The 14,134-nt window shown below is 43.3% G+C and carries 12 protein-coding genes and 3 pseudogenes; 8 read left to right on the top strand and 7 right to left on the bottom strand.

What is annotated here, in order from left to right:
• Positions 1-92: 92 nt before the first annotated feature.
• The gene (locus QBE55_02800) at positions 93-1,688 is read right to left on the bottom strand and encodes an IS1634 family transposase (protein ID WZL79115.1); all 1,596 of its coding nucleotides are present in this window, start codon (positions 1,686-1,688) and stop codon (positions 93-95) included.
• Between the two features lie 123 nt (positions 1,689-1,811).
• Positions 1,812-2,960, bottom strand: a complete 1,149-nt coding sequence (locus tag QBE55_02805) for a SpoIID/LytB domain-containing protein (protein ID WZL79116.1) — start codon at positions 2,958-2,960, stop codon at positions 1,812-1,814.
• A gap of 202 nt (positions 2,961-3,162) precedes the next feature.
• Between QBE55_02805 and istA the strand changes: the two genes are divergently transcribed.
• Complete coding sequence (istA, locus tag QBE55_02810; GenBank protein WZL79117.1) at positions 3,163-4,719, top strand: IS21 family transposase; 1,557 nt, start codon at positions 3,163-3,165, stop codon at positions 4,717-4,719.
• A 6-nt stretch (positions 4,720-4,725) separates the two neighbouring features.
• Positions 4,726-4,806, top strand: a pseudogene (locus QBE55_02815) (AAA family ATPase).
• Between the two features lie 32 nt (positions 4,807-4,838).
• Here QBE55_02815 and QBE55_02820 read toward each other — a convergent pair.
• Positions 4,839-6,281, bottom strand: a complete 1,443-nt coding sequence (locus QBE55_02820; GenBank protein WZL79118.1) for a transposase — start codon at positions 6,279-6,281, stop codon at positions 4,839-4,841.
• A gap of 162 nt (positions 6,282-6,443) precedes the next feature.
• On the opposite strand from QBE55_02820, the pseudogene QBE55_02825 reads away from it, so the two are divergent.
• Positions 6,444-7,145: pseudogene (locus QBE55_02825) on the top strand (ATP-binding protein).
• A 460-nt stretch (positions 7,146-7,605) separates the two neighbouring features.
• On the opposite strand, the gene QBE55_02830 reads toward QBE55_02825, so the two are convergent.
• From QBE55_02830 to QBE55_02845, 4 genes are all read right to left on the bottom strand, one after another.
• Complete coding sequence (locus QBE55_02830) at positions 7,606-8,715, bottom strand: transposase (protein WZL79119.1); 1,110 nt, start codon at positions 8,713-8,715, stop codon at positions 7,606-7,608.
• Positions 8,684-9,028, bottom strand: a complete 345-nt coding sequence (locus tag QBE55_02835) for a hypothetical protein (protein WZL79120.1) — start codon at positions 9,026-9,028, stop codon at positions 8,684-8,686. The genes QBE55_02830 and QBE55_02835 overlap by 32 nt, the downstream gene beginning before the upstream one ends.
• 1 nt (position 9,029) lies before the next feature.
• Positions 9,030-9,482: a hypothetical protein gene (locus tag QBE55_02840; GenBank protein WZL79121.1), complete on the bottom strand. Its 453-nt coding sequence runs from the start codon at positions 9,480-9,482 to the stop codon at positions 9,030-9,032.
• A 505-nt stretch (positions 9,483-9,987) separates the two neighbouring features.
• On the bottom strand, positions 9,988-11,406 hold the full coding sequence (locus tag QBE55_02845; GenBank protein WZL79122.1) for an ISLre2 family transposase: 1,419 nt from the start codon (positions 11,404-11,406) through the stop codon (positions 9,988-9,990).
• Between the two features lie 207 nt (positions 11,407-11,613).
• Between QBE55_02845 and QBE55_02850 the strand changes: the two genes are divergently transcribed.
• The 5 genes and pseudogenes from QBE55_02850 to QBE55_02870 all read left to right on the top strand — a co-directional run bounded on the left by QBE55_02850 (position 11,614) and on the right by QBE55_02870 (position 13,888).
• A complete protein-coding gene (locus QBE55_02850; GenBank protein WZL79123.1) occupies positions 11,614-11,976 on the top strand; it encodes a hypothetical protein in 363 nt (120 codons plus the stop codon).
• A gap of 46 nt (positions 11,977-12,022) precedes the next feature.
• Positions 12,023-12,202 (top strand): annotated as a pseudogene (locus QBE55_02855) (cysteine-rich KTR domain-containing protein).
• Between the two features lie 319 nt (positions 12,203-12,521).
• The gene (locus QBE55_02860) at positions 12,522-12,965 is read left to right on the top strand and encodes a sigma-70 family RNA polymerase sigma factor (protein ID WZL79124.1); all 444 of its coding nucleotides are present in this window, start codon (positions 12,522-12,524) and stop codon (positions 12,963-12,965) included.
• The gene (locus tag QBE55_02865; protein WZL79125.1) at positions 12,946-13,194 is read left to right on the top strand and encodes a helix-turn-helix domain-containing protein; all 249 of its coding nucleotides are present in this window, start codon (positions 12,946-12,948) and stop codon (positions 13,192-13,194) included. Before QBE55_02860 ends, QBE55_02865 begins: the two co-directional genes overlap by 20 nt.
• A gap of 433 nt (positions 13,195-13,627) precedes the next feature.
• The gene (locus QBE55_02870) at positions 13,628-13,888 is read left to right on the top strand and encodes a hypothetical protein (protein ID WZL79126.1); all 261 of its coding nucleotides are present in this window, start codon (positions 13,628-13,630) and stop codon (positions 13,886-13,888) included.
• Positions 13,889-14,134: the final 246 nt, after the last annotated feature.

Consider the following 14,134-nt stretch of genomic DNA (forward strand, 5'->3'; position numbering starts at 1 on the left):
GAAGCCCATTGCCTTACCGATTGCATCCGTTACATCTGACCTGTAATCAAAAAGATAGATATTTTGGGATTCAGGTGAGCAGGTAATGTTCTTCAGGGCATTGATGATAGCTTCGGGGGAGTACGCGCCACCAAACGTTTTTGGATCAGTCTGAGGATTACCAGCGATATATAACAAATGAGGAAGTGCGCATGAATCCTGTCTTTACGGGAAACGTACACAGGCCGCGTTTCAAGATCACTTTTTGTAACACGGAAATTATCCTCAATTCGCCAGAGCCCGCGGTACATATCGATGATCCTGTCATCAGAGAATGTGTCGGATCCATCTTCATCGAACAGGTTTGTCACGATGCAGTAATAACCGTCATACTTTTCATCTTCCCTGAATTTCTCCATGTCGATACATGGCCGGCCTTTGGGAGCTTTTTTGATTTCACCTGTTTTCTTATCCACCTTGATATTCTTAACATATCTGAGAGCCCCATAGGACGTGGCCCTTGTGTATGCAGACGGTGTTGAGGCGATACACTGGGCCTTTTTGAGCACAGCTTCCCGTTTCGCTTTGGAGCGGTCCGCATACTTCTTGTTATAGAAAACGATTTGCCGCTGATCCACAAGTACCTTCTTTTTATATGTTCTTCCGCCTTCCTTTAACATATCGACTTCTATCTCCCGCCTGATTACCCGGGACTTGCGCTTGTACTGATCACTGAACTGCTTGTAACCGGATTGATTATTAACATAATCCTTGAATTCTTTGCTTCCTCCCCGGATCGTCTGGCTGAATACGTAGGAGCATTTGCCGCTTTCCAGGTAATAGATGTTGTTCCCGGTATTTTGGGCCGCATCAGCCACTGCGACAACTCTGCCGGATTCATAGGCTCGTACAAGCTCTCCAATCATAGGCCTCAGGTGCAGCTTTTCCGAATTGTTACCAGGGAACAATTCGTAAGAAATCGGAATGCCATCCGCATCCATGGCAAGGCCCAGCTGTACAATGGGATCGGGCCGGTGTTCCTTGGAAGGACCTTTTGCCCTCAGTTCGTCTTCCATATCAATCTCAAAGTAGTAATTCGTCGCATCATAATATACCAGGCTGGTGTCCCGGCTGTATTGCTCTGTAATCCGCTTATGGATTTGAAGCTGTATGGCAGAATCGATCCCTGCATAAAAGCTCAGTGACCGGTATATGTCAATAAGGGAGAAATCATCTTTCTTCTCGAAATCAAAATAGGTGCTCCGATGCTCAAAGGTGCGTTTCTTTGATGCAGGTTCAAGAATCCGCGATATGACAAGCAGTTTCAATATGGTGCTTGTGTTGTAGTCGAAATTCCTGCCTCTCTGCCTGTTGAGAAGGAGCCGGTCCAATCCCAGCTCATAGTAGATCTTTAGAATGGCAATATATCCAAAATTTTTACGGCCGGCTGTATTTTCAGGGAGAACAGTGTCCTTACGTTCTTTTACGATATATTCCGCATCGTTTAAAGCCTTTTCTTTGTTCTTCTCCTCTACATAGGCCTTAAAGTGGGCAATGGGATCATCGTAAACTTTTTGAAGATCATCCAGATACCCGAAGGACTCGACAGTAGTACTGCCTGGATATTTCTTTCCTTTTTTCCGATAGCTTTGCGCCATGCTTAAGTATGTACGTCCAGTTTTTTTGTTTGTTACAGTTTTTAGATACATGACAAAACCTCTCCAAACGGTGTAATATATATCTATTATACCATATATCTCTACGATTGTCTACTATTATTTATCATAATTTTGGTTTAAAAAAAGCCCTGTAGCCTATCGGCTGCAAGGGGTTCAGGAATCGTTGTTCTGTTTTCTACTGTCAAAGAAGCGAGTAGAGGGTTGGTTAGAATTAGCTACATAATGCTGATAGTTAGCAGGATTATCTGTTAAATGTGCCCCATAATCAGTTGCAGGCCTTCTTGGATAGGTTGCGTTATACCACGCATACGTTTTTATTGTTACTGCTCCAGCTTGTAAAGCTTTTGGCCTCCAAGAAGCATACCATTCGTTTGGCAATACACATTTAGCATAAGAATCAAACCCAATATTTGTCAAAACTCCAGTGCGTGTTATATATAACTTAAAAGTGGATGGAGGACTAGTAGCACTTTGTGGCTGGATAAGTTGACTACTTCTTCCCTGCTTTGCCTTCTCTAAATCAATCTGTTCTTGAGTGTTTATATTTTCATTTTTAGGGACATTATTGATTTCTGGTTCAGGAAGAATGGCATCATCTTCAATTTCAGTGGGCTGTTGTATACTCTCTCCTTCTACTTTATCCTTTATATCAGTACCACCATCATTTGAAGAAATGATATCATTATCGAAATTAACAATGATACCTTTTTCTCTTTGACTGACTACATTCTGAGCTTTTCTCTCTGCATCCGAATTGAAAGAATATCCAAATTTTTCTAACTTGCTAATGTCATAAACGTTTTCATGTCCGATTATATATTCTGTCTTATCCACACTGCCAATCGCTAACAATTCATATTTAACACCGTTATAGAAAAACTCACTTTCTTCATAAACTTTATAATCAAAGCCTACATAAAAGTAACGAATGTCATCATATAATGAATTGTTTATGTCCAAAAAATAAGGTTCTATTTCCATAATATGCTCTGACGGTATTTCTTTTGCTTCATAGACTCGAATTGAATCTACAGAAAGGATGCCAGTACGGTTTTCTATTTGATATTGACTTGGGAAACCAACATAATCCTTTTGTCTTTCGGGCGAATATGATTCTACAAAAGAATCCCAATCCTTATTATTAACAGCATTTGCATATTTGTTAATTACTTCCGGTATATTAACTATTGCAGTAGAATGAGACTCAGAAGCATAAATATGCGACGCAGGAGTAAATATTGCCACCACCGTTATTACAATTACTAAATACTTAACAAACGTTTTTTTGGTAATTGACTTCATAACAAACCACTCCTTCATTTAATACCTGGCATTTTCAATTGCTGAGTATTCCGGTTCCGGTGACACCACCTGTCCGGTATTAGGAAACCGTCATTCCGGAATAACGGAAACCACGATTCCGGTAGTGGAAACCGTTTATAAATATCCTTTATAATGTATCCATGCACCGTTGGTGTAAATACATTTTAAAGGAAGTCACACCATGACCAAATACCGAGAGATTCTTAGATTATCTCATCTGGGGCTCAGCCAGCAGAGCATTGCAGACAGCTGCAGTGTCTCAAAGAAAACGGTCAATCGGGTTCTTAAGCGGGCAAAGGATATTCAGCTTTCCTGGCCGCTTGAAGCGAACCAGACTGATCAGGTATTGGCAGATATATTGTTTCCGTCTGCCAATAAGCATTCGGCATCTTCGCAAAAGCGTATGCCGGATTTCAACTACATCCGCAAGGAGTTGCTCCGCAATGGGGTCAATAAAAAGCTCCTGTGGACGGAATACATGGAAGAGTGCCGTTTAGCAGGCGAGAACCCGCTTATGTATTCCCAGTTTTGCTATTACATCCAGCAGGATGAGCAGAAACGCCGTGCAACAATGCATATCGACCGTAAACCCGGCGAACAGATCGAAGTAGACTGGGCCGGAGATCCGGCGCACATCATTGATCCGGATACCGGTGAAATCATCGACGCATGGCTGTTTGTTGGTGTTATGACCTACAGCATGTATCCTTATGTGGAGGCTTTTATTAACGAGAAGCAAAACGCATGGATTTCTGCCCATGTCCATATGTACGAATACTTTGGCGGTGTCGCTAAGATTCTTGTACCGGACAACTGCAAAACAGCCGTTATACACAATAAGGACTGGTATAACCAGCAGGTCAACACAGTTTACCATGAAATGGCTGAGCACTATGGCACAGCCATCATCCCAGCCCGGGTCAGGGCACCCAAGGACAAGCCGAATGCGGAAGGCAGTGTGAATGTCATTTCCACCTGGATTACCGCCGCATTACGCAACGAACAGTTCTTCTCAGTGGTCGAATTAAATCGTGCTATCCATGAAAAACTGGAAGAATTCAGCCATCGCCCTTTTCAAAAGAAAGAGGGCAGCCGGTTTGAAATCTTCCGCAACGAAGAACTGCCATTGCTGGCTCCCTTACCTGCGTCCCCTTACGAACTGGCGGAATGGAAACAAGCCACCGTTCAGTTCAATTATCACATATCTTGCAACGGAATGCTATATTCAGTTCCGTATGAATACATAAAACGCAAGGTTGATGTACGGATAACCGATAAGACTATTGAGATTTTCTATAACCATAACCGCATTGCCTCCCACCGCCGTCTGTATGGCCGTAAGGGGCAGTATGCCACCATTGTGGAGCACATGCCGGAAGACCATCAGAAATACCTGGAATGGAACGGCAATCGATTCCGCAGATGGGCTGAGCGGATTGGTGCCAATACGTACCAGGTCGTGGATGCCATCCTTACCTCCAAATGTGTGGAACAGCAATCTTATCGCAGCTGTATGGGGCTACTGAAGCTGGCAGACAAATATTCAGCTGACAGACTTGAAGCCTCCTGCAAAAAGGCCCTTAGTTACACGGCCTCGCCCAGCTATAAGAGCATAAAGAACATACTCTCTGCCGGGCGGGATAAAACAGCTGATACGTCCGTCGACAAAACGACGGAGTCCGAAACCAGACAGAACAGATACGCCATCACCAGAGGCGCTGATTATTACAGGAGGTAAATGACCATGACCAATCAAAGTACGATTGATAAATTAATTGAAATGCGTCTGACATCCATGTCAAATGCATTCATCAACCAGCTAAACACAACTTTTTGGTTTTTTAGGTAGCCTGCCTCTCACACCTCGACAGCCATTTTAGTATTAAGCTGATTGAATAGAGTTTGATGACTTTTTTTGCAATTGCATACGATCCAACAGCCGCGACGTTTATTCGCTTTTACCATTTTTGCATCAAGAATACAGTCCTGAGCCGACTTCCCCTTAACTCCGGCTACAGCATCCTCAAAGTTTTTATGTATTAGAGCACTGACAAGCATAATGAATGCTAGACCTTGTGTCTTGTAAAAATCGGCCTGATACAGAGCATTGTAGTCTGCCTTGTTCTTGAAATAGTTGTAATATGTCTCGATAGACCAACGCTTCTTGTAGAGCTCATAAATTTCCTGGGGTGTCTGTGCTGTCAAACTCGTCTGCAGTACGGTAACTCCCATAAAATCTTTCAGCTTATTGAAGTTTTCATCGGTATACGACTTATCCCCTCGTGCCAGGTGGCGGAGATAGTTTGCCTGCTCCGTTGAAGCCTCGTTCAGATCCCTGAACGTAAGAACTCTTTGCCCGTCTGTTATCTGTTCCCTATACTCAACCACGGAAGCTTTGCGTCCTTTTTGGTACATAAATCTTCCTGTCATCTCAAGACTGCTGACGGCCATCTTGCAGGTTGTGAGGTTTTTGGCAAGCGGTATAATGTATGAGTTGCCATTTGACGTGAACAGATTGAGGTTGTCGGCACTGTAGAATCCACGATCGACAATAAAGAGCAAATCCTTTAACTCAACCTGAACAAGCAAATCCTTAACGCTGACTTTATCCTGGCTCCCGCCTTCATATATTCTGGAAATAAGGGGCATACCGGTGTTAACGTCATATGCCATGAGAAGATTGATCTGTGGTTCTCCGATTTTCCAGAATTTATATCCCTTTTCAGCAAGATCGTTTTCCATAGAGCCACAGCCTATTACGTGCCCATCAATTGCGACTTGCCCTGAGCACTCAGTAACAAGTTTTTCTTCCAGATGGAGTATTTTTCCCTGGCGACGGCCCAGGCTATCATACAGAGAAGATAATGCGGCGTATCCCAGCTTCAGGGAAGGGTATTTCAGGGATAGATAGCTCATTTCGTAGTACTTATGTATATCTTTCATGTACAAAAAACCATGTATATAATGAATCAGTGCCACCACATATATTCTGAGGGCATCTACTTGATTGAAGCATTCTTGAAGAAGCAATAGCGTTTTCTGAGAATTTGAAAGGACAACCGCATATTCGCCAAATTCAAGAGTGGTTATTTCCTCGTCACAATTAAATCCGTTATTTGGGACGAATCCGACGCCATCCAGGATTGTTCCGATTTCTTTTCCCATTTTTGTTCGTCGTTTTCCGTCAGATCCTTTTACGCTGGAATATTCATAAACATAGTAGCGCCCGGAAATAAGTTTCACCATCGTGCCTTTTGGCTTGAATTTTAGTATGGATTCTGGCACAGAATATTTACCCACAGCCAACACCTCGTATACCTAAAATATACCTAAATTATACCACAATTTTTTTGTAATGTCAATAAGAAAAAGCGCCGATATTGCTGATGAAATGGCGCTTTTCACACATTATTTGAACTATGTTCTATCCCGATACATACCTAAAAATCATTGTTGGTGTGGCTAAACGACTCCAGGATGAAGGATATCCCTTTCGAAGACCGTTTCTCCATGCTGGTAGACATTGAATACAGCAATCGAAAGAACAACCGCTTAAAAAGGTTGATCAAGAATGCTGGATTCGACCAACCGGAAGCGTACATCGGAGATATCGATTACAAATCCGGCCGCAAGCTGAACCGGTCTCTTATCAGCAGACTGGCGACTTGCGAATATATCATTGAACACCGAAATCTTTTTATTACCGGTGCAACAGGCAGCGGTAAGACATACATGGCTTGTGCTTTTGGCATAGAGGCGTGTAAACACTATTTTACGACCAGGTATGTCAGACTTCCCGACCTTCTAATAGAACTGGAGATGGCCAGGAATGAAGGCACTTACAAGAAGGTTCAGGCCAAATATGCCAATCCCATTCTTCTCATCATTGATGAATGGCTGCTGTTGAAACCGACTGAGACAGAGCAGCACGACATCCTGGAGTTGCTTCACAGGAGGCGGAAAAGATCATCAACCATCTTCTGCTCCCAGTACCATGATAATGGTTGGTTTGATCAACTTGGCGGGGAGTCCAGCCCTCTCGCAGAAGCAATCCTTGACCGCATCAAATATGATGCCTATAAAATCAGCATAACCAGCACGGATCCGAACAACTACAGATCCATGCGTGAGGTATATGGACTGGACAAGTCCTTAAGCGAGTAAACTCGCATGCGGTTTCCCAGTTCCGGACTCTCGGTTTCCAATTTTCCGGAACTGCGGTTTCACCGCACCAGAATATTCACAATTGCGACACAAAAAGTTAAAATTCATTTAATTATACATATAATATCCCCTCATTAACAATATTATAATTTTATTCTAGTGATTTCTATTATATATGCAAAATATAAATAGTCAAATATGATTTAAGACAAGATCTGAAGAGTTGGTATAAGAAATGCAAAAAATCTGAGGGACAGCACATGTTTTTATAAAAATAGCATTATTAGAACTATATTTCTTTAAAAGTAAATATATGGGTGTTACTGGGTTAAATTAAGCCAGAGAACCAACTGTAATCCATCAGGACAGCGACATTTGACTAAAAATGGGTAACACGAATAGACATACACTAGGTATGCCAATTAATTCCAATTGGTAATCTTATGAAAAGCCGGTCTGTTCAGCAATTCCTCTTTATCCGGAATTTCTGCCTGACACCAAGTATATCCAGTACTTCATCTAAATCAAAGAATGCGTAGTACTTAACGTTGGCGATGATAAGGATTTTACCACCATCCCTTATGGATTCCCGCCTTCTCCATTCCCGCAGGCAGTCCCCGTCAGACTGCCTGGGAGCTTCCTTTTTACGCCACCCCAGAAAGGCATAGAAAAGCGTATGAGCAAAGATGCATAGAATGATATGCATATATGCCGCGTTTTCTGCGTACTTGCCCTTCCTTCTGGGTAACCGCTTCAGATATGCCGCCTGTTTCAGTTCCCGGAACCCGCCGTTTTCGATCAGCGACCTCAGCCGATATCTTTTTGGAATGCCTGCCGCATCCTCCTCGGCCGGCAGGCTGGTCAGCAGTACAATCTGATCTTCCACAGGCACGGCCTGTCCTTTCCACATTGTGACGACCACAGCATTCAGAGGAGTGCCGTTTGTTTTGCTATTGTTCTGTACTCCTTTCGGGTTATACTCAAGATACGACTGCAGACCGTCCACCCCGTAACCCTGGCATATGCCCTTTCCGTAAACCCACTGTGCCAATGGCTTGTTCTGATACTCCTTCCGCAGAGCTATCGCATCTTCACGGATAATCATGCCTGCCTTTGCCGGGATAATAAAGTCAATCTTCAGTCTGTGTTTCAATTCCCATAATTGAGCGCCGTCCAGAAAGCCCCGGTCCGCAATGACCGTTTCAATGCGGTTTTTCCCACAATTGTGTATGCCCTGCCTGATCATAGGCAAGAAATACTTGTGATCATCCTCATTTGCTGGTACAATCTTTACGGCAACAATGATTCGCGACTTTATCTCATACAGCACGAATACTTTGAAGCCGTATATGTATTTGTACTCGGGAGGGTCGCTGGGACGGCCTTCCTTTTTTCTTTTCGTCTTCCCACACCCCGGAAAATCCGGCCTTGTCTCAACGATTGTAGAGTCCAACGCAAATATTCCGCTCCGCAGCAGTCTCCTGAGTCTTCGTACAACGGTATTGTAAACCCCCATTGTGCTTTCGATACAGCATTTCTCAATATTGTCTAATACTGTAAACACATTCATGACACAGGGTATTTTTTTTATAGCCTTCTCCGTGCTGATTGGCGTCTCCTCTTTTACACAGGCCTTCCTTAACGGTCTCCACATCAAAGCCGATCAGACTCATGGCTCCTTTATCCCCAAGCAACGCCTCACTGCCCCGTGTTGTTGGGATACCCACAATAATTTTCAGTAAGTACAACAGCACATAAATATGAATTCCAAGCATCGTTCTGATATGGGTGCCGGTGATCTTCCTGAGATCCCACAGAATCCCCATATTCCCGAGAAATTTCATGAATGGGCCGATGAACGGCCAATTTGTTTGGATGGCCATGTCAACCTTCCTGTTTTTCAGGGCCTTCTTCGCTTCTCTTTTGTTTTCTACCACGTCTTTCCCCCGCTTTCTTTACGAATTCTGTTACGTCCACTTCATAAAAGGTTTGGATCTGAGCCGCCAATTCATCGATCTCCTGATCCAATGCTTTGATTTGCGCCCGGTTTTCTTTAAACGCCTTGTAATTCTCAGAAAATCTTCGGGCATCCTCGACTTTGTCCGCCACACAGGAAGTTGAGATCAGCTTCTTGCCCTTCAGGTTCTGGTAGATCCAGGGGAAAGGACCGTGCAGTTCACCGGATGCACATTTGCAGTTGGGATTGCCGCACTTGGTCATTCTTTCGTAAAATGACGCAGCCAGCAGCTGTCCCGGGGTCATAATCTTCTCAAGCAGCTCCCACCTTTTTTGATTCAGTTGATAGATTTTCTGGTGGATTTGTGAAATGCCTTCCATTCTTTTCCTCCTTTACGTTGTTATTATATATTATAACGTAATATTATATCATAAAAAGCAGCGGGATGCAATATTTTTCTAAAATATTTTCCCGCTATCGCTGTAATTGGCTATTTTTATGGCTTTTTTATCGTTGATTTCTTATACCAACTTTTCAGTAAGACAAGATAGCGTCAATTTACTGTAGGGAAAGAAAGAATAGAGACATCCTGAAATATTCTTACTAGCAACAGTGGTCTTGATTGATTTCATTAATTTTAACAGCAATCAATCTTGTCAGCTACATTTATTCCACGATCTGCTTGACAACGAGCCTCTGCCGGTGTGGCTTACGGCAGATGTCGGCAGCAGCCATCTCTAACAGCGGGATAGGCTTTGGAGCGGTTGCTGCCGTACCTCAATGCTACCACACCGACTTCTCGTTATCAAGCAGCTTTTGCGGCATAAACGCTTGATCTATGTCGTCCCGGCTATTAAAAACGCCATAACGAGCTTTATGAAGGGCCTAATAGCGTATTCCGGCCATACTCCTCATCTCATTAAACAGCCCTGTCTTTTTCCCCATGGTAATTACAGTTGGGCTGCTGCTCCATGAACCAGCATATCTGCTTTCTGATGATTTCCTTACTTCCTTGATTAACTCATCCTGCAATTCATGTTTCCTGTTCTCCTTCTCCTTAAGCTTCTGTGCCATAACCAGGTCATAGATCCTGCCACCGTTTTTCTTATATACGATAAGTTTGGACATCCTGGCAACACCTTTTTCAGACCATCCCTTAGGCCTGCTGCTTAGCCTGCTTGAAAACACATGGCTTATATGACCTTCGGCACTGCATCCTATCAGTTCATGGCCCTTATCAGCCTTTATCTCTATTCCATGCCAGTTATTCAATATGTACCGTCTGGCATCCTTAACTGCCTTCCTCTTCGTTTTGGAAACCGTTCGTTTGAGGATCTTCTTGAAAACATCCTTGACCATGTCCTTGTCCGGCCAATCCAATGCATCCTTCAACTCCTGATAGATGTCTCCATCGTTTAAGTGTGCAGTCGCAGTTATCATATATTTCTTAAGATGAAAATTGTCCAGCACAAACTTGCTTTTGGGAATCCAGTCAAGCCCGGCCTTAATCCATGATGCCCCATCCCCGGAAAGGTATATGGTTTCAATGAAATCCATGTCGTACTGCTTGTCTATATATTCTATGACCTCCAGCCACAGATCCTCACTCTCATCATACATGCCGCCAAAATATTTAACGTTTTTAAGCCTGGTCCTTGTTTGGCTGCTTTTTTCGGGATCTACGCCTTCATGAACATAAACCAGCCTGGGCATAGCTATCTTGCTTTTATCGTCTTCTCCCTGCAGGGAAACATGATCTTCATCTGCTTCAACATACAGTATCCTGACATCCCTCTTCTTGTCCACCTTATGCTCATGTTCGCTGATCTCAAGGTTATGTATTTTATCCATAACAGCCTGCTTGCTTATTTCGTCCATATATCCGGCTCTTTCTCCACCTTTCCTGTAGCTGCTGTCTATGGCCTCTTCCACCACATTGATCACCACATCCGCACTCACTCTGTCATGTGGCTTAAGACCAACAAGCTCATCAACGAGATATTTCCTTTTGCCACCACTCTTTGGCTTAAAATACGTTCTATTATACTTGATCGTTCCAAAGGTCGTTAAGATCCCTGTCTCATCTTTCCTGACAATCTCCCAATTGTTTTTCCTGACCCCGGACTTTCGAAGCTGTTCATCCATCCCCTCAAGAGTCTCCACCAGTATATTCCGACCAAGTTCAAACAGATCCTCCTGCAGCCCCAGAGTCAGTTCTGCCAGATCCTTACCTTCCCTTAAAAATTCTCTTACCTTATTTTCTGTTTTTCTTGCAAACTCGTTAAAATCTTGTATACTGTACATGGAAGGTGACAACCTTTCTTAATATTTTTGTGATGATCAATATTTTAGCAGGAAGTCGCCTTCTTTTCAATCCTTATGGTAATTTATTACTCCTAATCCCTACGGTAACTTTACGCTAACGTTTACAAGCGGCATATCAATAAAGTTTTAGAGGCTACCGAGGGCAAGCGTACCTCAATGGTTCCTCCATATAAGGCAGCTATTGTTATGACCATTATAGTCTTACTCATTGGCATATTGATTAGCTATTATGCGGGATATGCTACTGCCTATAAACATTACGATGAAGATGTATGGGTAATGTCAGCTTCTGATATACAGACATTTTATGCAGAAGTAAAAAAAGTTGACGAGCACTCTATATTGGTTGAAGGTATTTCCCTCAATGCTGAGGATTATCGAGGGGAGTTTCAATATGATTTATGGGAAGGATTAAACATTTATAGGCAGGAAACTGTTATCCCTCTTTCTGATTTGTCAGAAGGTGATTTGGTTTCAATCACGCTACTCACCGACCGCACAGGAATCACAAATATTTTCAAAATTCAGCTATTAGCTGATGTGAATTAAACTTGCGTTACAAACAATGCCATTGTCATAGGGGTGATGCTATAGAAAAAAATGGTTATTATGCCCTGTCTGTGGCAACAAAACCCGCAACAGGATACGCGAAGATACGGTGTTGATTAACTTCCCGTTATATTGTCCGAAATGCAAACAGGAAGTGCTAATCAATGTACAACAACTGAATATGTCAGTTATCAAAGAGCCAGACGCACAGACGCAGAGCCGATAACACGCAGATATGAAATGCGGTTATTGGCTCTTTTTTTTGACAACGACAACGCTATGCGATTACTGACAAATTGCAACACGAACACAAAACACCTACGGACTATTTCGGTTATCAATATGAACACACACATCATCATATAATTGCTAATAATTCCCTTATGCCCGGTTGCGCCATGCAGCCGGGCTTTTTTGCGTTTTTCTCAAAAGTTTTTTTGGAAAATCCACCGACATTTTCGGCATTTCCAAAATGCCTGGTGTTGAGGGTTTACGAAAGGGGAAATCATCACCCGTTTTCGCGGTTGCGAAAGGAGGTGAATACCATGAATGAACCTGTTCGTACCCAGTGGCAAATCCGTTGCGCCTTTAACAGCTATTGCAAACGGGCGTTGAAGAATGAAGCAGCCAACGCCCACAGGGACACGAAGCGTCAGCAGATACGCGAAGTGACTTTTTCTGACCTGTCCCTACAGGAGGAAAATCAGCTTTACACCTATGACCGCTATTTTGCAGATGATGAAGCTGAACAATCCTTTTGTGTTGCGGGAAAGGAAATCACCGCGAAGCTGCTTGCCGAAGCCCTGCACAGCTTACCGGAAGAAAAACGCAACGCTGTCTTACTGTACTACTTCTTTGAAATGAGCGACGTGGAAATCGCAGAGTTATACGCAATTCCGCGCAGCACCGTACAGTACAGAGGGACAAGCTCTTTTGAGCTTCTAAAACGCTATTTGGAGGAACGCGCCTATGATTCAAATGATTGGTAACACCGAAAACGACGAACGCGGCTTGTTACCCTACCCGGTAATCATAGCTGCAACAAAGGGCGACCCGGAAGCTATGAAGATTGTCGTACACCAACGAAAGCTACTAGCCACTTTGTCTATGCGGAAGCTCCGCGACGAGCGCGGCAATACCTACTACGGCATAGACGAGGACATACGCGACCGCTTGCGGTCAAAGCTCATGCGGGCTGTCCTTTCATTCAAGGTTTGAGTTAAGCAAGCTGCGCCCCCCTTTCCGCAGAGTGTAAAACCTCACCTTGCTTTTGCTCCTTGACAAAGAAAGCGACGGAAGAAAATGCCGACGCAGCATAGGGCAAATCGGATACGTTCTTTTTGTGCCGAGCCATAGGTTGGGTGCGCCATGACCTCTATTTCAGAGAGAGCGAACAACACCACAATTCAAAGCAAGTGTAGCGGCTTGCGGGCGATGACGTGCAAAAAGGTACAATGATACTCCCTTATAGCCATAGTCCGAGCGTTCAAAGCGTCGCAGGCATTGGGTAGGGCTGCATGAGAACCATGCAGGAGTGAAATTCTCGTGAGGTTTTGCTAAAACCGTCCGATTAAAGCCTCTTTTTTCGACAACATACCGTACAAGCGGTTTTGCATATGCTGTATTGAATACCAAAAAGGAGGGGGAACAAATGTTGACAGTAAAACAACTGGACGAAATGAGCCAGTCAGGAATAGAAAAGATAGATAAATCCGGGCTTGTAGATATTCGTGGAATCAAGATTGACACGAACCAGCCCCCGGAACAGAGAATGATAAATTATTTAGAACAGGTAAAAAATCCTTATTGCTTTTTGTGCGGTGACAGTGCCGTTCGTGTAAGGTTTGAGCCTACGGGTGACGAGCTAAAAAGTAAGCTGAAAGACTTCTTTATCAGCTTAAAAAAAGTCTAAATAATATGAACTCACACATGTTAGCGTAAAGTTACCGTAGGGATTAAGAATAATAAATTACCATAAGGATTGAAAAGAAGGTGACATCCTGCTAAAATATTGATCATCAACAAAAATATCAAGAAAGGGTGCCACCTTCCATGTACAGTATACAAGATTTTAACGAATTTGCAAGAAAAACAGAAAATAAGGTAAGAGAATTTTTAAGGGAAGGATGCATTGGATTGGCCGGACAAGGACATGGTT

Source organism: Eubacteriales bacterium mix99 (genome assembly GCA_038396605.1).
Classification (GTDB): Bacteria; Bacillota; Clostridia; order Caldicoprobacterales; family DTU083; genus UBA4874.

Coding starts and splice junctions, on each gene's coding strand:
- QBE55_02865 (WZL79125.1), top strand. CDS start 12,946: ATGATTCAAATGATTGGTAACACCGAAAACGACGAACGCGGCTTGTTA.
- QBE55_02840 (WZL79121.1), bottom strand. CDS start 9,482: ATGGAAGGCATTTCACAAATCCACCAGAAAATCTATCAACTGAATCAA.
- QBE55_02800 (WZL79115.1), bottom strand. CDS start 1,688: ATGTATCTAAAAACTGTAACAAACAAAAAAACTGGACGTACATACTTA.
- QBE55_02805 (WZL79116.1), bottom strand. CDS start 2,960: ATGAAGTCAATTACCAAAAAAACGTTTGTTAAGTATTTAGTAATTGTA.
- QBE55_02850 (WZL79123.1), top strand. CDS start 11,614: ATGACCATTATAGTCTTACTCATTGGCATATTGATTAGCTATTATGCG.
- QBE55_02845 (WZL79122.1), bottom strand. CDS start 11,406: ATGTACAGTATACAAGATTTTAACGAGTTTGCAAGAAAAACAGAAAAT.
- QBE55_02870 (WZL79126.1), top strand. CDS start 13,628: ATGTTGACAGTAAAACAACTGGACGAAATGAGCCAGTCAGGAATAGAA.
- QBE55_02835 (WZL79120.1), bottom strand. CDS start 9,028: ATGGCCATCCAAACAAATTGGCCGTTCATCGGCCCATTCATGAAATTT.
- QBE55_02860 (WZL79124.1), top strand. CDS start 12,522: ATGAATGAACCTGTTCGTACCCAGTGGCAAATCCGTTGCGCCTTTAAC.
- QBE55_02830 (WZL79119.1), bottom strand. CDS start 8,715: ATGAATGTGTTTACAGTATTAGACAATATTGAGAAATGCTGTATCGAA.
- istA (WZL79117.1), top strand. CDS start 3,163: ATGACCAAATACCGAGAGATTCTTAGATTATCTCATCTGGGGCTCAGC.